The following is an 18,466-nucleotide window of genomic DNA, read 5'->3' as shown; positions in this document are numbered from 1 at the left end:
TCATGCGCACTGCGTCCATGTCCGACCCGGAAGGAATCTCCCTCTCCCCAAAGGACATGACGCTTCGTGCACCTGCTCAATCTCGGGATCCTCGCCCACGTCGACGCCGGTAAGACCAGCCTGACCGAGCGGCTCCTGCACTCGGTCGGAGTCATCGACGAGATCGGCAGCGTCGACGCCGGCAGCACACAGACCGACACGCTGGCCCTCGAGCGCCGGCGCGGCATCACCATCAAGTCCGCCGTCGTCTCCTTCGCGGTCGACGACGTGACCGTCAACCTCATCGACACCCCCGGCCACCCCGACTTCATCGCCGAGGTGGAACGGGTCCTCGGCGTGCTCGACGGCGCTGTGCTCGTCGTCTCGGCCGTCGAGGGCGTTCAGGCGCAGACCCGCGTCCTGATGCGGACCCTCCAGCGGCTGCGCATCCCGACCCTCGTCTTCGTCAACAAGATCGACCGGAGGGGCGCCCGGTACGACGGTGTCCTGCGGGCCATCGCCGAGCGGCTCACCCCGGCGGTCGTGCCGATGGGGACAGTGGGCGGACTCGGCGGGCGGGACGCCCGCTTCCTCCCCGGGATCGGTGCCTACGACGTTCTCGCCGACCATGACGACGACCTGCTGTCGGCCTGTGTCGAGGGGCGGGTCGGCGAGGATCTGCTGCGCCGGGCACTGGTCGCGCAGACCCGGCAGGCCCTGGTGCACCCGGTGTACTTCGGCTCGGCGGTCACCGGCGCGGGCGTGCCCGAACTGATCACCGGCATCAAGGAGCTGCTGCCCGCCGCCGACGGCGACCCCGACGGGCCCGTCTCCGGCACGGTGTTCAAGGTCGACCGGGGACCGGCGGGGGAGAAGGTCGCGTACGCGCGCCTGTTCTCCGGCACGCTCGGCATCCGCGACCGGGTGCCGTTCGGTGAGGCGCGCACCGAGGGCCGTATCACCGCGATCAGCGTGTTCGACGGAGGCACCGAGACCCGTCGGGAGGCGGTCCCGGCGAACCGGATCGCCAAGCTCTGGGGCCTGGCCGACATCCGCATCGGGGACGCCCTCGGCGAGCCCCGCAAGGCCCACGGCCACTTCTTCGCCCCGCCCTCCCTCGAGACGGTCGTCGTCCCGGGCCCGGACACCGACGCCAGGTCCCTCCACCTCGCCCTCACCCAGCTCGCCGAGCAGGACCCGCTGATCGACCTGCGCCACGACGAGGTCCGCCAGGAGACCTCCGTCTCCCTCTACGGCGAGGTCCAGAAAGAGGTCGTCCAGGCCACGCTCGCCGAGGAGTTCGGTCTCGACGTCACCTTCCGCGAGACCACGCCCCTGTGCATCGAGCGCCCGTCCGGGTCGGGCGCGGCCGCCGAGTTCATCAAGAAGGACGCCAACCCCTTCCTCGCCACCGTCGGTCTGCGCGTCGACCCGGCACCGGTCGGCTCGGGCGTGGCCTTCCGGCTGGAGGTGGAACTCGGCGCCATGCCGTACGCCTTCTTCAAGGCCGTCGAGGACACCGTGCGCGACACCCTCCACCAGGGGCTGGAGGGCTGGCAGGTCACCGACTGCACGGTCACCATGACCCACTCCGGCTACTGGCCCCGGCAGAGCCACGCCCACCAGGGCTTCGACAAGAGCATGTCCAGCACCGGAGCCGACTTCCGGGGCCTGACCCCGCTGGTCCTCGTCGAGGCGCTGCGCCGCGCGGGCACCCAGGTGTACGAACCGATGCACCGGTTCCGCATCGAGGCCCCGGCCGACACCCTCGGGGCCCTGCTGCCGGTGCTGGCCGCGCTGCGGGCCGTACCGCAGACCACCGAGACGCGCGGCGACCGCTGCGTTCTGGAGGGTGCGGTGCCGGCCGCCCGGGTGCACGCGCTGGAGCAGCGGCTGCCCGGACTCGCCCGTGGCGAGGGGGAGTTGGAGAGCGGCTTCGACCACTACGCGCCGGTCTCCCACGGAACCGTTCCGCGTCGCCCACGCAGTGATCACAACCCCCTCAACCGGAAGGAGTATCTGTTGAACGTGACGCGTCGAGTCGGCGGGTGAGGCGTCAGATGCGACGAAAGTGAAACTTACTCATCAGTCAGATGGTGTTGACGTTGTACCGAAATGGTCGGACTGTAATGGACATGCCGAATAAACGCGCACGTCTGCTCGTTGTTCTGGTTGTCCTCTGTGGATTCCTGACGGTTGCGGGCGTCCGACCCGCCCCCGCCGACGCCCTCACCGGTTCCCTCTCCTTCGACGACACCCCCCTGACCGTCCAGAACGGACGGTTCGTCGACGGCAACGGCCGTGAGGTCGTGCTGCGTGGCTACAACGTCTCCGGCGAGACCAAGCTCGCCGAGAACAAGGGCCTGCCCTTCGCCTCGGTCGCCGACGCCAAGAAGTCGGCGACCGCGCTGAGAGCCCTCGGCGGCGGCAACTCCGTCCGCTTCCTGCTGTCCTGGGCCTACGCGGAACCGGTGAAGGGCCAGGTCGACACCACGTATCTGGCGAACGCCACCGCGCAGATGCGCGCGTTCCTCGACGCGGGCATCCGGGTCTACCCCGACTTCCACCAGGACCTGTACTCCCGCTGGCTGTTCAACTCGGGCAGCTGGTACACCGGCGACGGCGCCCCCGCGTGGGCCGTGGCGCTCGGCAACTATCCCGCCGAGTCCTGTGGCATCTGCCTGCTGTGGGGCCAGAACATCACCCAGAACGGCGCGGTCAAGGCCGCCCAGTACGACTTCTGGCACAACAAGTACGGCCTTCAGGACTCCTTCCTGGCCACCGCCCAGAAGACCATGGCGTACCTCAAGGCGAACCTGGCCGCCGAGGAGTTCGCCGGCGTGGTCGGCTTCGACCCGTACAACGAGCCCTACGCCGGCACCTACGACTCCGGCCAGAACAGCCGCACCTGGGAACGCGACCTGCTCTGGCCCTTCTACGTGAAGTTCCGGGCCCGGATGGACGCGGCGGGCTGGACGGACAAGCCCGCCATGGTCGAGCCGAACCTCTTCTGGAACGGCAACGTCAGCAAGGAGGAGGGCGGCCTTCTGGACGCGGGCACGCTCGGCTCCCGGTATGTCTTCAACACCCACTTCTACGACCAGAAGGCCATCTCCGGCATCCTGATGTGGGGCAACGCCTCCGACGGCCAGTACGTCACCGACTTCGGCACGGTACGCGACCGTGCGGCGGCCGCCGGGACGACGGCCGTGGTCAGCGAGTTCGGGCACCCGCTGAACGGCTCGACGGCCGGCAAGGCACCGACCGTCCTCAAGGCCATGTACCAGGCCCTCGACTCCCGGGTGAAGGGCGCCAACTGGTGGTCCGCGCCCGCCGGTTCGGGGCCGGTCCTCTCCGGCACCCAATGGCAGTGGGACATCTACAACGGCCGCCACCACGAGTTGATGAACGACAACCCCGACAAGGTGCTCACCTCGGGCGACGCCTGGAACGACGAGGACCTGTCGGCCGTGAAGCTCGACGACTCGGGCACGGCGGTGCTCCGTCAGGACGCACGGCTCCTCGACCGGATCTACCCGAGCGCCACCGCGGGGACGACCCTCGCCTTCACCTACGAGGACCGCTCACGCGACGGCTCCACGACCCTGACCTGGAACCCGGTGCCGAGCAGCCTGCCGAACGTGTCGTCGCTGGTCGGATCCGGCCAGTACTCGGTGCTGGTGTGGCGCTCGGGAAGCGGCTCCGCCCCCACCGAACTCCACCTGCCCGCGTCCTTCCCGAACTCGGCGACCACGGTGGTCTCCGACCTGGGCACGGTCCACGGCCCTCCGGCGTACAGCTCGTCGACCCCGGTCGGGGCGGCCCCCGAGCCGGGCGGCACGGGGAGCCGACGGCTGCTGCTCACCGACTCGGACTCCGGTGTCCTGCACTACGCGCTGGTGACGAACCGGACGACCGCGCCCTCCGCGTCACTGCTGAGCGCGGCCAGGTCGGAGCTCGCGACCTGGGTGGCGCAGAAGTTCGGCTGACCCGGCTCACCTCGGACAGCCGGCCCGGCCCCCAGGAGGAGGCCGGGCCGGCTGCATCATCCGCCAGGACCGCGCGGGTCGTGTCGGGGCTATGAGGAGGGGCTCGTCCAGTCGGCGGCCACATGACCGAGCCGCACCCGCTGCGGATGGTCGCCCACCGGCACGGACACCGTCTTCTGCCCGGTCGCGAAGTCGATCGCGGTGACCTGGTCGGCACCGCTCTCCGAGACGACACAGCTCTTGCCGTCACCGCTGACGGTGGCCCAGTAGGGCTTCGAGACGGGGACGAGCGGGCCCTCCTGGAGGGTGGTGCGGTTCACGACGGTCGCGTAGTCGTCCATCGTGCCCGCCACGCACAGCTTGCTGCCGTCCGGGCTCATCGAGATGCCGTGGTGGCGCGAGTCGTTGACCATGGTGGTGCGGTCGTCGCTGGTCGCGGGGTTCTTCGGCAGGGTCTTCGTCCGGGTGATCTTGTCGGTGGCGACGTCGTACTCGAAGAAGCCGTTGAAGAACGACACCTGGAAGTACAGCTTGGACTCGTCCGGCGAGAACACTGCGGGCCGGACGGCGTCGGAGTAGTCCGTGAGGCCGATCGCGTTCAGCTTGTCCCGCATGTCGATGGTCTTGACCTGCTTGTAGGTGGTCGCGTCGACCACGGTGATGTGCCGGTCGCCCTTCGTCCAGTCCAGCCAGGGCGCGTCGGAGTCGGTGTTCACGTCACCGATCGCCATGTTCCAGATGTACTTGCCGTCCTTGGTGAAGATGTTCTCGTGCGGCTTGTCGCCGGTGGCGAAGGAGCCGAGTTGCTTGCCCGTGCTGATGTTCAGCACGTGCACGGTGTTCGCGGTGGAGGCCGACACCGCGACCCGGGTGCCGTCGGGGGAGACCGCCATGTGGTCCGCGCGGTAACCCGACACCGGGAAGCGCCAGTTGATGCTCCCGGTGGCCACGTCGATCGACACCACGTCCGCGAAGCTCGGCCGCGAGACGACCACCGACTTGCCGTCCGGCGTGGAGTACATGTCGTCGGCGAACTGGTCGTGGCCTTCGCCGACGCTGTTGCGGATCGCCATGAAGTAGATCCACTTGATCGGATCGGCGTTGATCGCCGCCATCCGGGCGTCCTTGTCGGGGATGACGTTGATCCGGCCGATCTTCGCCAGGTCGCCGGAGGACTTGATGACGTCGGCCGTGCCGTCCCAGTTGTTGGCCACGAACAGCACCTCGCGCAGGGCGGCGGCGTCCGCGGCGGAGGCGCTGGTCGCGGGGGCGGTGACGGTCAGGACGACGGCGGCGGCCATGGCCCACAGGTGTCTGGTTCTCGGAACAGGCATGACGGGTCTCCCTCTGGGCGGCTCATGACGGGGGCATGCCAAGGTGGCAAAACTGAAGACGCGTGCTTTCAGATTGAACTTACTGCAAAGTAAGGAAGGGTGGCCCTTCTCCACAAGACTGCGTACACGACAAAATTGGTGCTCATACGGGAGGCCGGACGCTCCGGCCCGGGTGGGAGGTGCGGTGACGGGCAGGCTCAGGGCCCCGACCGGTCGCTACGGCGGCAAGACGGCCGAGGAGCGGCAGGCCGAGCGGCGCCGCCGCTTCCTGGACGCGGCACTCCAGCTCTTCGGGGACACCCCCGGCTACCGCGCCACGACCGTCGCGGCCCTCAGTGAGGCCGCGGGCCTTTCCACCCGCCAGTTCTACGAGGAGTTCCGCACCCTCGAGGACGTCCTGGCCGCGCTGCACCTCGAGGTCAACGACTGGGCGACGGTAGCCGTGCTGGCCGCGGTGGCCGACGCGGACCGTCTGCCGCTCGCGGAGCGCGCGGCCGCGATCTTCCGCGCCTACGCGGCGAACGTCACCTCCGATCCACGGCGAGTGCGGATCACGTTCGTAGAGATCATCGGCGTCAGCACCCGGCTGGAGGAGCAGCGGCTGGCCCGCCGGGCGCACTGGGTCGATCTGGTGTGCGCCGAGGCGAACCGGGCCGTGGTCAGGGGAGAGGCGGCGCTGCGGGACTATCGGCTCGCGGCGACCGGGTTCATCGGCAGTGTGAACGGACTGCTGCACGACTGGAGCGCGGGGTGGGTGGACGCGACCCTGGACGAGGTCGTGGAGGAACTGGTACGGCAGTTGCTGGGGATTCTGCAGCCGCCTGGGTGGGAGTCCGCTCGAAGGTGAGAACCGAGCCGCATGTCACCACGACCCCGCGCCGACGCAGACGCGCTGTCGTCAGGTTGCCAGTCGGTTCACCGCTGCCACCACGGGGGCCATGCCGTCCTCCGCCCGGATGTGTACGCCCACCGTCCGTGCGCGCTCCCGACATCCGGTGTCCCGCGTCGCCCGGATGAGCGCCGCCCCCAGCGAATCGGCGGTCAGACGCCGCAACGGCAGGGCACCCGGGGCCACGCCCAGCGCGACCAGCCTGGCCGCCCAGAAGCTCTCGTCGAACTGGATCGGCACCGGGATCGCCGGTACCCCGGCGCGCAGGCCGGCCGCCGTCGTGCCCGCGCCCGCGTGGTGGACCACCGCTGCCATGCGGGGGAAGAGCGCGGAGTGCGGCACCTCGTCGATGGTCAGCATGTCGTCGCCGGTCGCGGTCAGGCCCGCCCAGCCGCGCTGGATCACACCGCGCAGCCCGGCCCGGCGCAGGGCGCGCACGATCTCGGTGCCGGCCCGGGCGGGGTCGGGCACGGTCGCACTGCCCAGGCCCACGAAGACCGGGGGCGGGCCGGCCTCGATGAACTCCCGTAGGTCGTCGGGGAGCGGTGCGTCGCCGTCGTACGGCCACCAGTAGCCCGCCACGTCGAGCCCGGACCGCCAGTCGCGAGGCCGGGCGACCACGCGCGGGCTGAATCCGTGCAGCACCGGCCAGCCCTGCCGTTCGCGGGCGCGGAGGGCCGCGGCCGTGCGCGTCGGAGGCAGGCCCAGACGGGCCCGGACCGGTGGGAGGGCCGCGGCGAAGACCTGTTCCACGGCCAGGTTCAGGCCCACCCCGGCGATCCGGTTGCCGAGGGCGCCCCAGGAGCCGGTGCCCAACATGGGTGGTGCGAACTCCCGGGTGGCCGCGAGGGGCTGGAGGTTGAGACCCAGGCTGGGCAGTCTCAGGCCCTCGGCGATGGCGTGGCCCAGCGGGGCCACCGATCCGGAGAGCAGGAGCACGTCGCTCGCCCGGGCGGCGGCCACCAGGTCATCGGCCATCTCCACAGCCAGCGCCCGCGCCATCGCGACCACCCGCGCCAGCTTGCCCACACCGGTCGTACTGCGGTGCAGGGCCCGCCCGCGCGAGGACTCCAGCTCCGCACGGGGATCGACCGGCAGCGCGTGGAAGCCGATGCCGGCCCGCGCCGCCAGCGGTTCGAAGCGGCCGTGGGTGACCAGGGTGACCTCGTGTCCGGCCCGCGCCAGACCGTGGCCCAGACCGGTGAACGGGGCCACATCGCCCCGGGAACCCGCTGTCATGATCGCTACCCGCACGACGGACAGTATGGCGCCGGCGCCCGCCGTCCCGCGCGAACGACCCGTGTACACAGGCCAGTTCACCCCTGTCACAGCCGTTGACTTCACCCTCTCGGGACTCTAACTTCGGCGCGCACGGTGTTCGAATCGCCGATCCTTGTTCGGTATTTCGATCCCCACGGTGCCCCCCCCGCCAGAAGGAGCCGCATGTATCCCCCACCGCGAACGACCCCCAGAGGTCTCGCAGGACGTTGCAGAGCCGCCGCCGTCCGTGCCCTCGTCCTCGCCCTGACCGCCACCGCCGCGCTGCTCTTCGCCCAGCCGGCCCCCGCGCAGGCCGCGACCACCCGGCAGACAGCGGTCCCCTCGGCGCCGATGGGCTGGGCGTCCTGGAACAGCTTCGCCGCGAAGATCGACTACACCGTGATCAAGGCGCAGGTCGACGCGTTCGTCGCGTCCGGTCTCCCCGCGGCGGGATACAGGTACATCAACATCGACGAGGGCTGGTGGCAGGGCACTCGCGACAGCGCCGGGAACATCACCGTCGACGAGTCCGAGTGGCCCGGCGGCATGAAGGCCATCGCCGACTACATCCACGGCAAGGGCCTCAAGGCCGGCATCTACACCGACGCGGGCAAGGACGGCTGCGGCTACTACTACCCGACGGGCCGCCCGGCCGCCCCCGGCTCCGGCAGCGAGGGCCACTACGACCAGGACATGCTGCAGTTCTCCCAGTGGGGCTTCGACTTCGTGAAGGTCGACTGGTGCGGCGGTGACGCGGAGGGACTCGACGCGAAGACGACGTACCAGTCGATCAGCGACGCGATCGCCAGGGCCACCGCCACTACGGGCCGTCCGATGACCCTCTCACTGTGCAACTGGGGCAGGCAGAACCCCTGGAACTGGGCCCCGGGGCAGGGCGCGATGTGGCGGACCAACGACGACATCATCCTCTACGGCAACAAGCCGTCGATGACGAACCTGCTGACCAACTTCGACCGGAACCTCCACCCCACGGCCCAGCACACTGGCTACTACAACGACCCGGACATGCTGATGGTCGGCATGGACGGTTTCAGCGCCGCACAGAACCGCACCCACATGAACCTGTGGGCCATCTCCGGAGCCCCGCTCCTGGCCGGCAACAACCTGGCCACCATGACCACCGAGACAGCGAACATCCTCAAGAACCCCGAGGTCATCGGCGTCGACCAGGACCCGCGCGGCCTCCAGGGCGTCAAGGTCGCCGAGGACACCACGGGGCTTCAGGTCTACGGCAAGGTCCTGTCCGGCACCGGAAACCGTGCCGTCGTCCTCCTCAACCGCACCTCCGCCGCCCAGAACATCACCGTCCGCTGGTCCGACCTCGGTCTGACCAACGCCAACGCGACCGTCCGTGACCTGTGGGCGCGCTCCGACGTCGGCGCGTACGGCACGGGTTACACCACCACTGTCCCGGCGGGCGGCTCGGTGATGCTCACGGTCACCGGCGGCACGGAGGCGGCGAGCAGCGTGTACACAGGCACCTCGAGCTTCACCGGCGTGGTCGCCGGAAACACCGGGATCAAGACCGTCGACGTCGCCTACACCAACAACACCTCGGCGGCCCGCACCGCGACCCTCAAGGTCAACGGCCAGGGCACGACCACGGTCTCCTTCCCGCCCACCGGCTCTTCCCAGGGCACCGTCTCGGTGCAGGTCGGCCTGTCCAAGGGCTCCTCGAACACGCTGACCTTCACCGGCGCCCCGACCCTGGCCGACATCACGGTCCGCCCGCTGCCCGGCACCAACGGCACCCTCGCCGTCGGCACCCAGTCCGGCCGCTGCCTGGACATCTACGACAGCACCATCGGCAACAGCACCCAGGCCGAGCTGTGGGACTGCAACGGCGGCCAGAACCAGCAGTGGACGTACACCTCGCGCAAGGAACTCGTGGTGTACGGCAACAAGTGTCTGGACGCCTACAACCTCGGCACGGCCAACGGCACCAAGGTCGTGATCTGGGACTGCAACGGCCAGAACAACCAGAAGTGGAACGTGAACAGCGACGGCACGATCACCAACGTCAACGCCGGTCTCTGCCTGGACGCCTACGGCGCGGGCACGGCCAACGGCACCCAGATGGTCCTGTGGTCGTGCGGCGGCCAGGCCAACCAGAAGTGGACGCTGAACTGATCTAGCTCTGCCGGGCGGCGGCCACCGCCGCGTCGACGGTCTGCTCCAGCAGCGTGGCGATGGTCATCGGACCGACCCCGCCCGGCACCGGCGTGATCAGCGAGGCCCGCTCCATCGCGGAGCCGAAGTCGACGTCACCGACGTTGCCGGCGTTGTACCCGGCGTCGACGACGACCGCGCCGGGCTTGATGTCCTGGCCCCGGATCAACCGGGGCCGGCCCACCGCGGCGACCACGATGTCCGCCTCCCGTACGGCCGCCGACAGGTCCGCCGTACGGGAGTGGCAGTACGTCACCGTGGCGTCCCGGGCGAGCAGCAGCATGCCGGCCGGCTTGCCGAGGATCGCGCTGCGGCCCACGACCACGGCCCGCTTGCCGGCCGGGTCGACGCCGTACTCGTCGAGCAGCCGCATGATCCCGCCGGGTGTGCACGACACGAAGCCCGGCAGCCCGAAGCTCATCGTCGCGAAGGACGCGAAGGTGACGCCGTCGACGTCCTTCTCCGGAGCGATCGCCTCGAACGCCGCCCGCTCGTCGATGTGCGGGCCCATCGGGTGCTGGAGCAGGATGCCGTGCACGGTGGGGTCGGCCGACAACTCCCGCAGTGTGCCGACGAGTTGTTCGGTGGTGGTGTCCGCGGGCAGCTCCACATGGCGCGACTCGATACCCGCCTTGCGGCAGCGGTTGCGCTTCATACGGACGTAGGTGACGGAGGCGGGATCCTCGCCGACCAGGACCGTCGCGAGACAGGGCGCCCGTCCGGTGCGCCCGGTGAGGTCGGCCGCCCGCTTGGCGGTCTCCTCGATGATGCGCCCGGCGAGCGCGGTGCCGTCCATGAGCCGTGCCTGAGACATGATCCACTCCTGAGCCGATCGAAGGAATCGCCCAGGCGCACGGCATCGGGTGTGCGGACCGCTCCCCGGTGGTGCTCCACCTCAGCGCCAGTCACGGTCCGTACCTCAGGTTAGCCGACCCGCTACGGCGGTCACGCCCCGCTCTCCTGCGGCGGAGCCGTCGGATCGGCCCCCGCGAGGAAGCCGGCCGCCTGGGCTTGGACGTGCTCGGCGCCGATCGCCCCGGCCCAGTGGGCGATCTCCCGTGCCAGCGCGGTCGCCCCGGCTTCGTCGCCCGTGTCGCGGGCCAGGACCGCGAGGAGCATCTGCTGGGTGAGCACACCGGGGACCATCCCGGCCCGGGCGCCCAGGGTGGTGGCCCGCCGCCAGCGCTCCAGGGCGCCGTCGTGATCGCCGGCGTCGTGGTCGTGGTCGCCGAGATGCCGCAGCGCCTCCCGCACCAGCAGGTCGTCGCCGCCCGACTCACCGGCGCCCAGCGCGGCCTCGTAGTGGGCGGGGGCGGCCGTACGCTCGGCGAAGAGGTTGTCGGCGATCAGCCCCAGGTACATCGATGCCCAGCCGCGCCGGATCTCGTCCGGGGCGTCCTCGCGCAGGTCGTGCGCGTCGCGCCGCAGGCCGGCCAGTGCCTCGGGATCCTTGCCCTCCGGGCCGGGCCGGAAGGTGCCCTCGCTGCGCAGCAGCCGGAAGTAGTCGTGCCGCAGCCGGACGAAGGCCAGATCCCAGTCGGCGCCCGTCGACTCCTTCTCCGCCTGCTCGGCACGGCCGGCCGTGAGGTCCGTACCGCCGAACCAGTCGCTCTGAAGGGCGACTTCGGCCGCCGCGAGAGCGAGCCGGGCGCGGTCCCCGGCGGTGTCACAGGTCGTCGCGTCCAGGAGGCGCAGTGCCCGCTCCCACCGTCCCGCAAGCGCCAACTCGCGTGCGGAGGCGAGGAGTTCGTCGAATTCGACGATTGTGTCCATGGTGTTCGTCATGACAGGGCAAGGTAGTCAGACGAAAAACCATCCACAAGAAAACCATTGCAGGGGGCGGGTAATGCGGGACTCGGTCGACCGGCACGTCGAGCTGTGGGCGAAGGAACTCGACTGGATGGACCCCGTCAAGGAGGCGATCTTCGCGCGGCTGGCCATCCTGGCCCGGTACGCGTCCCAGGCCCGCCGCGACACCCTCGACTCCGACGGACTGCGGAACTGGCAGTACAAAGTGCTGCTGACCCTGCGCCGGCTCGGCCCGCCGTACACCGGGAGCCCCTCGCTCCTCGCCGACCACCTGGGACTGACCCGGGGAGCCCTGTCGGCCCGGCTGACGCCGCTGGAGGACGCCGGACTGATCGTCCGGACGCACGAGGACGACGACCGGCGACGGGTGCGGGTCCGGCTCACCGAGGCCGGGCACGCCGCGTTCGAGCAGCAGGTCAGCTCGGAGGAGGCGGGTGAGCTCGCGCTGCTCTCGGCACTCACCCCGGCAGAGCGGCGCACACTCGCGGACCTGCTGCGGAAGCTGGTCGTGGCCGCCGAGTCATCCCCGGACGGGCCGGGAAGGCCCAGGTCAGCCGTGATGTGACGGTCCCTCCCGGCTCTGGTTCCTACTCGTCCCAGGCCTCGATGATGATCTGCTCGGAGATCTTGCCGTCGCGCAGGGTGACCATCGACTCCGACAGGACGCGCATGCCGTCCGAGTACTGGCAGGATTCGCTGTAGGCCGCGCGATCGCCCTGGACCACGCACCCTTCCAGCTTGTGGGTCATGTCGCGGCTGTAGACGTCGCTCAGCATCTCGCCGATCTCGTGACGGCCGTGCAGGACCTTGGGGTTGCTGGGTGTGGCGTTCCGGTTGACGAGGCGTATCTCCGCGTCGTCCGCGTACAGAGCCAGAAGCGTCTCCGGGGTGTGTCCCTCGATGCCCTGGCGCAGGATGTCGGTGTCGAAGCCGGGTCGTGCCGCGGTGCCCATGATGACCTCCTTCGAAGGCCCCGGCCGACAAGGAGCGGGCCGTAGGGCCTCTTTCTTCGAGACTCCTCCGCCCCGGCGGCCACGGCAAGCGCAGGCCGGGCGCTCCGCCTGACGGGTGAGCGGCGCCGGGCGGCCGTGTCGGCGAGGGCCCCGCCCGCGTTGCTGCCAACATGATCTCAACTCGACGTATCGCCGCCGCCGTCGGTCTCGCCGTCGGCGTCACCGCGCTCACCGCCCCCCTCGCGACCGCGGCCGACGCCCCGGACGCCGGGCAGCTCAACCCGATCGCCGTGATCGACTCGCTCGCGGTGAGTGACATCCCCGCGGAGCACCAGGACGAGGTCCCGCGCGTCTCCGAGCAGCTGGCGGGGCTCAACCAGGTCAACAAGCTGACCGAGGTCACCGACCTCGTCGCCCCCGTCACCGGGCTGCTGCCGGGTATCGGGGGCTGAGTCTCCCGCACGGACACCGAGGGCCGCCCGGATGACCGGGCGGCCCTCGACGTATGCACTGGCCGCGGCGCCGCAGACGATCTCAGCCGGCGGTCGCCAGGAACTGGGTAGCGGCGAGTTCCGCGTACAACGGATCTCCGGCGACCAGTTCCCGATGCGTCCCCACCGCGCGGACGCGTCCCGCGTCCATGACCACGATCCGGTCCGCCATCGTCACCGTGGACAGCCGATGCGCCACCACCAGCACCGTGGTCGTACGCGCCACGTCCGCCACGGTGTCCCGCAACGCCGCCTCGTTCACCGCGTCCAGCTGGGACGTGGCCTCGTCGAGCAGCAACAGCCGGGGCCGCCGCAGCAACGCCCGGGCGATCGCCACCCGTTGCCGCTCCCCACCCGACAACTTGGTCCCGCGATGCCCGACCAGCGTCTCCAACCCCTTGGGCATCCCGGCCACCAGACCGTCGAGCCGGGTCGTCTTCAGCACGCGCGACACCGCGTCCTCGTCCGCCTCCGGATTCCCGAGCAGCAGATTCTCCCGCAGCGACCCCGACAGCACGGGAGCGTCCTGCTCCACGTAGCCGATCGCGGACCGCAGTTGCGGAAGGTCCCACTCCGAGAGATCCCGTCCGTCCAGCGTGACGACCCCGGCCTCGGGATCGTAGAACCGCTCGATCAACGAGAACACCGTCGTCTTCCCCGCCCCCGACGGGCCGACGAACGCCGTCATCCCCCGCGCGGGTACGTCGAAGGTCACCCCGTGGTGGACGTACGGCAGATCGTCGGCGTACCGGAACCGCACGTCCGAGAAGGCCACCGAAGCCGGCTCCGCCCCGTCGGTGGGCAACGGCGCGGGCTGAGCGGCCGGTTCGGCGGGCAGCCCCAGCGCCTCCTGGATCCGGGAGAGGGCCGCGGCCCCCGTCTGGTACTGCGTGATCGCCCCGACGACCTGCTGGATCGGCGACATCAGATAGAAGACGTACAGCAGGAACGCGACCAGTGTGCCGACGTCGATCGCCCCGGTGGCGACCCGCGCCCCACCCACCGCGAGCACCGTGATGAACGCGATCTGCATCGCGAGCCCGGCCGTATTGCCCGCCGCCGCCGACCACTTGGCGGCCCGCACGCTCTGCCGCCACGACTCCTCGGCCGCCGCGTGCAGCGTCCGTTCCTCGCGGTGCTCGGCGCCGGACGCCTTGACCGTGCGCAGCGCGCCCAGAATGCGTTCCAGCGAGGCGCCCATCACACCGACCGCGTCCTGCGCCTGCCGGCTCGCCCGGTTGATGCGGGGCACGATCACCCCGAGGACCGTGCCCGCGGCCAGGATCACCGCCAGCGTGACGCCCAGCAGCACCGGATCGACGAAGCCCATCATCACCACGGTCGCGACCAGCGTGAGTCCGCCGGTGCCCAGGCCCACGAGCGAGTCGGTTGTGACCTCGCGCAGCAGGGTCGTGTCCGAGGTGATCCGGGCCATCAGGTCGCCGGGTTCGGTGCGGTCCACGGCCGCGATGCGCAGTCGCAGCAGATACGACGACAGTGCGCGCCGCGCGCCGAGCACCACGGACTCCGCGGTGCGCCGCAGCACGTACGAACCCAGCCCGCCCAGCGCCGCGTTGGCGATCACCAGCCCCGACATGACGAACAACGCGCCGGTGATCGTGCGGTCGTGGGACAGGTCGTCGATCAACTCCCGCGCCACCAGCGGCAGCAGCAGACCGGTGGCGCCCGTCAGCAGCGAGAGAACGGCACCTGCCAGCAAGGTCCACCGGTGCGGCCGTACGTATCCGAGGAGCAGCCGCCAGGTCGGCGGGCCGGTCTCAGTCTCGGTGATGCTCACGGTGCTCCTTCGGGCCCGACGGCGTGCGGAGCCTTCAGGCTACGTCTGGACTTCCCGCGCTGACGGCTCAGCGGTGGGTGAGCGCGGCCAGGGTCGCGTCGAGGTCGGTGGTCCGTGTCCGGTTGTGCGGGAGTTTCCCCAACAGGACGGCCATGCCGCAGGTGTTGGTGAGTGCCGAGAAGACCAGGCCGCCCGCGATTCCCGCGCAGAGCAACTGCCAGGCGGGGTGCAGGAGTCCGAGTCCCAGCCCGGCCAGGACGACGGTGCCCGCGGTGAGGCGGACCTGGCGTTCCATGGCCCAGACGGCACGGGAGCCCGCGGCCGGCCGCTCGAGCCGCTGCCCGGCCGCGGCCCAGCCCTGTGTGCCGCCGGTCAGGGTGACGGCCCGTATGCCGTGCTCGGAGAGGACCTCGCACGCGCTGAGCGCACGCGCGCCGGAGGCGCAGACGACGAGCAGTTCGCCGCGCACCTCCCGGAGTGCGGGCAGGGCACGCCTGATCCGGTCCAGGGGGATGTTGAGCGCGCCGGGCAGATGTCCGGACGCGTACTCGCCCGGGGTACGGACATCGACGACGGTCAGTGCGTCCAGTCGGGCGGCCACCTGCGAGGCGTCGAGGGCGGTGGGGGTCATGGCGTGCGTGGTCCTTCCTGAGAGGCTGGTGAGACGAGTGGGCGACCCGAGGAGGTAAAATACCCCCAAGGGTATGCAGAGGAGTGATGGTGGAGCTTCAGTTCGAGGGCGATGAGCTCAAGTCCGTGCTGAACCGGCTGCGCCGTGCGCAGGGTCAGATCTCCGGAGTGATCAAGATGATCGAGGAGGGCCGGGACTGCGAGGACGTGGTCACCCAGCTCGCCGCGGCCTCCCGCGCCCTCGACCGGGCCGGCTTCGCGATCATCGCGACCGGGTTGCAGCAGTGCCTGACCGACCCCGAGGGGAACCGCGTCGACGGCGAGACGACGGAGCAGATGAAGGCCCGGCTGGAGAAGCTGTTCCTGTCACTGGCCTGACGTTCACAGGACGGCGTCCGCCAGCATGAACGCGGCCACGGCCAGCAGTGCCACGGCGAACGTACGCTGCAGTGCGCCTGCCGACACCTTGGCGGCCAGGCGCCTGCCGTCCCAGGCGCCGAGCACCGCGGTCGCCGCGAACGGGGCGACCGCACCCCAGTCGACGTCCACGCTCGTGCCCGCGCGGGCCGCCAGCGCGGTCAGGGAGTTGACGGTGATGACCAGGAGACTGGTCCCGACGGCGGCTCTCATGCGCAGTCCGATGACGTTCACCAGTGCCGGTACGGCGAGAAACCCGCCGCCCACGCCCAGGACACCGGTCACCGCGCCGAGCCCCGCCCCGGCCCGGGCGACGCGACTCGTGCGCACCGGTACACCGTCCGGCCGTACGGATGCCGACGGCCGGAGCATACGGACGGCGGCGAGGGCGGCGACCACGGCGAACGCAGCCGTGAGCACGCCTGCCGGCAGCCGCCCGGACACCGCGCCGCCGATCGCCGCGGGCACGAGTCCCGCCGCAGCGAACAGGGCGCCCTCACGCCAGCGCACCGCGCCCCCGCGGGCATGGGTGACCAGCGCGGTCACGGAGGTGAGGGTGACGACGACGAGCGCGGCGGTGGTGGCCGCGGCCGGACTGAAGCCGAGCAGATAGATCATCGCGGGTACGGCGAGCATGCTGCCACCCCCGCCGAGCGCGCCGAGCGCCAGACCGGTGAGGCCGCCGGCGAGCAGTGCGAGGACGAGAGCGCTCACGCGCGGCGGGTGGCGGCGTCGACCGCGGCCTGGGCGGCGGGGGTGCGGGGCGGCGCGGGGGAGGGGCCGTCGGGAGCCGGGGAATGTGCGTGGGACGTACCCGACGTACCGTCCGTCCCGGTAGGCCTGTCGGAGTGGCCGTCAGTGGCAGGCGATCCGTCCGCCCCGGTCGGCGCACCGGAGCCGCCGTTGGCTCCGGCCGAGCTCTCCGCCGCGGACCGGCCGCCCGAGGAACCCCCCACCACCGCAAGCCCCGCCTCCACCCAGGCCCGCATCCCGCCCAGGACGTCCACCACGTCCGCTCCCCGTGCCGCGAGCAGCCCGGCCGCCTCTTGGGACCGCTTGCCCGAGCGGCAGATCGTGACCACCGGGCGGTCCTCCGCGGCCCCGGGCAGCCGGGCACCGCGCGCCAGCTCGGACAGCGGAGCGTGGACAGCGCCGGGCGCATGCCCCGCCGCCCACTCCGCGTGCTCACGCACGTCGAGGAGTACGGCCTCCGCCTCCGGCCCCGTCCGCTCGTGAGCCTCCTCGGCCGTGATCCTCGCCATCGGGAGCCCGGCCGCGGCCGCGGAGGTGAACCCGTCGTCGACGGCGACCACGTCACGCCCCGCCGCGTCGAGGATCGAGGCTCCCATGGCCGCACGCGTCCCACCCGCGCAGTGCACCCACACCGTGCCGTCCGGTATCTCCGAGAGCCGGTCCCGCAGCCGGTGCAACGGAATGTGCAGCGAGCCCCGGATGTGACCGCCCGACCGCTCCGAGTCCCGCCGCACGTCCAGCACCACGACCCCGTCGGAACCCTGGGCGGCCAGCTCGGCGAACGTGCCACGCGGGAACGAGCGCGGCGACTCCCCGTCCCGTATCCACTCGGCCGGCGAACCGGTCGCCGCAGCGGCGGGCCGGTCGATGCCGACGCGGACCAGTTCCCGCTGGGCGTGGGCGAGTTGAGCGGGGGAGGCAGCCAGCAGCGTCACGGGCCTGCCCCACGGGACCAGCCAGGCCAGATACGTGGCGAGCTGCCCCTCGGCCTCGAAGTTGAACGCCCCGGCGACATGCCCTTCGGCGAACGCGCGCCGGTCCCGCAGATCCACCACCCACTCACCGGCCCCCAGCCGCGCCGCGATCTCCTCGGCGTCCGCCGGGCGGGGCGGGGTCAGATCCACGGGGCCGGGCCCCCGGGCGTTGAGCGGCCCCATGTGCGCGTAGTACGCGGGCACGTCGTCCAGCCCCGCGAGCAGCTCGGCGACGAACGTGTCGACGTCCTTGACCAGAGCCTCGTTCGAGCCGCGCTCCCGCCCGATGGTCGTCGTCGCCCCGCCGGCCGCCTGCGCGGCGGAACAGAAGCTGCCGAACCCGTGCGTGGGCAGCACCGTCGTCTCGTCCGGCAGCTCCGCCGCCAGCCGATGAGCCGAGTCGTACTGCGCCCGGGCCAGCCGGCCGGTCAGCGCCGGCTCCACGAGGTCGGGCCGCCCCACCGTGCCGATCAGCAGCGAGCCGCCGGTGAAGACGGCCACCGCCCGCCCGGCCGCCTCCAGGACGTACGCCATGTGGTGCGGGGTGTGCCCGGGCGTGGCCAGCGCCCGCAGCGCCAGCCCGTCCTCGATCTCCGCCACGTCCCCGTCGGCGACCGGCGTCCGATCGAACGCGACCCGCGCCCCGGCCGGCACCAGATAGGCGGCCCCCGTGATCCGGGCCAGCTCCGGGCCGCCGGTCACGTAGTCGTTGTGGACATGCGTCTCGACGACGTGGGTGATCCGCACCCCGCGCCCGGCGGCCGCCCCGATCACCCGGTCCACGTCCCGCGGCGGGTCCACCACCACGGCGCTGCCGGCGCCGCCCGCCAGATAGCCGCGGTTGCCCAGGCCGGGCACCTCGATGGTGTCGACGAAGTACACGACAGCGCTCCTCTCCTCGCGACAACCCCGGGGTCAATTACCCCCGGGGGTATGTGTTCCACCGTAGCAGAGGTACCCCCGGGGGTATTTTTGCCTCCTGGAATCGGTGCCGTTACTG

15 protein-coding genes, 2 pseudogenes and 1 riboswitch are annotated in these 18,466 nt (G+C 71.2%); of the genes and pseudogenes, 7 read left to right on the top strand and 10 right to left on the bottom strand.

The genetic code is table 11. From position 1 onward, the window contains the following. The first annotated feature begins 66 nt into the window (after positions 1-66). Both M2157_RS06260 and M2157_RS06255 read left to right on the top strand, forming a co-directional pair. The gene (locus M2157_RS06260) at positions 67-2,031 is read left to right on the top strand and encodes a TetM/TetW/TetO/TetS family tetracycline resistance ribosomal protection protein (RefSeq protein ID WP_280860787.1); all 1,965 of its coding nucleotides are present in this window, start codon (positions 67-69) and stop codon (positions 2,029-2,031) included. A gap of 77 nt (positions 2,032-2,108) precedes the next feature. Then, positions 2,109-3,968, top strand: coding sequence for a cellulase family glycosylhydrolase (locus tag M2157_RS06255; RefSeq protein WP_280864677.1), 1,860 nt, complete (start codon positions 2,109-2,111; stop codon positions 3,966-3,968). Positions 3,969-4,057: 89 nt separating this feature from the next. On the opposite strand, the gene M2157_RS06250 is transcribed toward M2157_RS06255, so the two are convergent. Beyond that, on the bottom strand, positions 4,058-5,302 hold the full coding sequence (locus tag M2157_RS06250) for a YncE family protein (protein ID WP_280860785.1): 1,245 nt from the start codon (positions 5,300-5,302) through the stop codon (positions 4,058-4,060). A 184-nt stretch (positions 5,303-5,486) separates the two neighbouring features. Here M2157_RS06250 and M2157_RS06245 point away from each other — a divergent pair, with 184 nt between their 5' ends. After that, positions 5,487-6,149 carry a TetR/AcrR family transcriptional regulator gene (locus M2157_RS06245; protein WP_280860784.1) on the top strand — a complete coding sequence of 221 codons (663 nt, stop codon included), beginning with the start codon at positions 5,487-5,489 and terminating at the stop codon, positions 6,147-6,149. A gap of 51 nt (positions 6,150-6,200) precedes the next feature. Here the strand turns inward: M2157_RS06245 and M2157_RS06240 are convergent, their stop codons facing one another. Further along, entirely contained in the window at positions 6,201-7,430 is a 1,230-nt protein-coding gene (locus M2157_RS06240) for a glycosyltransferase (protein ID WP_280863712.1), read from the bottom strand. A 204-nt stretch (positions 7,431-7,634) separates the two neighbouring features. Here M2157_RS06240 and M2157_RS06235 point away from each other — a divergent pair, with 204 nt between their 5' ends. After that, positions 7,635-9,602, top strand: a complete 1,968-nt coding sequence (locus tag M2157_RS06235) for a ricin-type beta-trefoil lectin domain protein (protein WP_280864676.1) — start codon at positions 7,635-7,637, stop codon at positions 9,600-9,602. A 1-nt stretch (position 9,603) separates the two neighbouring features. Here the strand turns inward: M2157_RS06235 and M2157_RS06230 are convergent, their stop codons facing one another. Both M2157_RS06230 and M2157_RS06225 read right to left on the bottom strand, forming a co-directional pair. Continuing rightward, on the bottom strand, positions 9,604-10,455 hold the full coding sequence (locus M2157_RS06230) for a bifunctional 5,10-methylenetetrahydrofolate dehydrogenase/5,10-methenyltetrahydrofolate cyclohydrolase (protein ID WP_280860782.1): 852 nt from the start codon (positions 10,453-10,455) through the stop codon (positions 9,604-9,606). Between the two features lie 22 nt (positions 10,456-10,477). Next, a riboswitch (ZMP/ZTP riboswitch) is annotated at positions 10,478-10,560 on the bottom strand. A 26-nt stretch (positions 10,561-10,586) separates the two neighbouring features. Further along, positions 10,587-11,426 carry a hypothetical protein gene (locus M2157_RS06225; RefSeq protein WP_280864674.1) on the bottom strand — a complete coding sequence of 280 codons (840 nt, stop codon included), beginning with the start codon at positions 11,424-11,426 and terminating at the stop codon, positions 10,587-10,589. A 61-nt stretch (positions 11,427-11,487) separates the two neighbouring features. Between M2157_RS06225 and M2157_RS06220 the strand changes: the two genes are divergently transcribed. Beyond that, on the top strand, positions 11,488-12,015 hold the full coding sequence (locus tag M2157_RS06220; protein ID WP_280860780.1) for a MarR family winged helix-turn-helix transcriptional regulator: 528 nt from the start codon (positions 11,488-11,490) through the stop codon (positions 12,013-12,015). A gap of 22 nt (positions 12,016-12,037) precedes the next feature. On the opposite strand, the gene M2157_RS06215 is transcribed toward M2157_RS06220, so the two are convergent. Next, entirely contained in the window at positions 12,038-12,403 is a 366-nt protein-coding gene (locus tag M2157_RS06215; RefSeq protein WP_280864673.1) for a nuclear transport factor 2 family protein, read from the bottom strand. Positions 12,404-12,573: 170 nt separating this feature from the next. Between M2157_RS06215 and M2157_RS06210 the strand changes: the two genes are divergently transcribed. After that, complete coding sequence (locus tag M2157_RS06210) at positions 12,574-12,855, top strand: hypothetical protein (protein WP_280860778.1); 282 nt, start codon at positions 12,574-12,576, stop codon at positions 12,853-12,855. 82 nt (positions 12,856-12,937) lie between these two features. Here the strand turns inward: M2157_RS06210 and M2157_RS06205 are convergent, their stop codons facing one another. Continuing rightward, a complete protein-coding gene (locus tag M2157_RS06205) occupies positions 12,938-14,692 on the bottom strand; it encodes an ABC transporter ATP-binding protein (RefSeq protein ID WP_280860777.1) in 1,755 nt (584 codons plus the stop codon). Between the two features lie 67 nt (positions 14,693-14,759). Next, positions 14,760-15,323 (bottom strand): rhodanese-like domain-containing protein, encoded by a 564-nt coding sequence (locus tag M2157_RS06200; RefSeq protein ID WP_280864672.1) that lies wholly within the window; start codon positions 15,321-15,323, stop codon positions 14,760-14,762. Positions 15,324-15,412: 89 nt separating this feature from the next. Here M2157_RS06200 and M2157_RS06195 point away from each other — a divergent pair, with 89 nt between their 5' ends. After that, positions 15,413-15,700 (top strand): metal-sensitive transcriptional regulator, encoded by a 288-nt coding sequence (locus M2157_RS06195; protein WP_028807630.1) that lies wholly within the window; start codon positions 15,413-15,415, stop codon positions 15,698-15,700. A 3-nt stretch (positions 15,701-15,703) separates the two neighbouring features. On the opposite strand, the gene M2157_RS06190 is transcribed toward M2157_RS06195, so the two are convergent. The 3 genes and pseudogenes from M2157_RS06190 to M2157_RS06180 form a co-directional block, all read right to left on the bottom strand. Next, a complete protein-coding gene (locus M2157_RS06190; RefSeq protein WP_280860775.1) occupies positions 15,704-16,453 on the bottom strand; it encodes a sulfite exporter TauE/SafE family protein in 750 nt (249 codons plus the stop codon). Beyond that, a pseudogene (locus tag M2157_RS06185) lies at positions 16,450-16,974 on the bottom strand (rhodanese-like domain-containing protein); the annotation flags it as partial. The pseudogene M2157_RS06185 and the gene M2157_RS06190, both read right to left, overlap by 4 nt. A gap of 24 nt (positions 16,975-16,998) precedes the next feature. Then, a pseudogene (locus M2157_RS06180) lies at positions 16,999-18,348 on the bottom strand (rhodanese-like domain-containing protein); the annotation flags it as partial. Between the last annotated feature and the right edge of the window lie 118 nt (positions 18,349-18,466).

Source organism: Streptomyces sp. SAI-127, assembly GCF_029894425.1.
GTDB lineage: Bacteria > Actinomycetota > Actinomycetes > Streptomycetales > Streptomycetaceae > Streptomyces.
The sequence above is the reverse complement of the archived record's forward strand: the minus strand, read 5'-3'. Positions and strand labels throughout refer to the sequence as shown.

Coding starts and splice junctions, on each gene's coding strand:
- M2157_RS06230 (WP_280860782.1), bottom strand. CDS start 10,455: ATGTCTCAGGCACGGCTCATGGACGGCACCGCGCTCGCCGGGCGCATC.
- M2157_RS06255 (WP_280864677.1), top strand. CDS start 2,109: ATGGACATGCCGAATAAACGCGCACGTCTGCTCGTTGTTCTGGTTGTC.
- M2157_RS06235 (WP_280864676.1), top strand. CDS start 7,635: ATGTATCCCCCACCGCGAACGACCCCCAGAGGTCTCGCAGGACGTTGC.
- M2157_RS06240 (WP_280863712.1), bottom strand. CDS start 7,430: ATGACAGCGGGTTCCCGGGGCGATGTGGCCCCGTTCACCGGTCTGGGC.
- M2157_RS06210 (WP_280860778.1), top strand. CDS start 12,574: ATGATCTCAACTCGACGTATCGCCGCCGCCGTCGGTCTCGCCGTCGGC.
- M2157_RS06220 (WP_280860780.1), top strand. CDS start 11,488: ATGCGGGACTCGGTCGACCGGCACGTCGAGCTGTGGGCGAAGGAACTC.
- M2157_RS06225 (WP_280864674.1), bottom strand. CDS start 11,426: ATGACGAACACCATGGACACAATCGTCGAATTCGACGAACTCCTCGCC.
- M2157_RS06215 (WP_280864673.1), bottom strand. CDS start 12,403: ATGGGCACCGCGGCACGACCCGGCTTCGACACCGACATCCTGCGCCAG.
- M2157_RS06200 (WP_280864672.1), bottom strand. CDS start 15,323: ATGACCCCCACCGCCCTCGACGCCTCGCAGGTGGCCGCCCGACTGGAC.
- M2157_RS06250 (WP_280860785.1), bottom strand. CDS start 5,302: ATGCCTGTTCCGAGAACCAGACACCTGTGGGCCATGGCCGCCGCCGTC.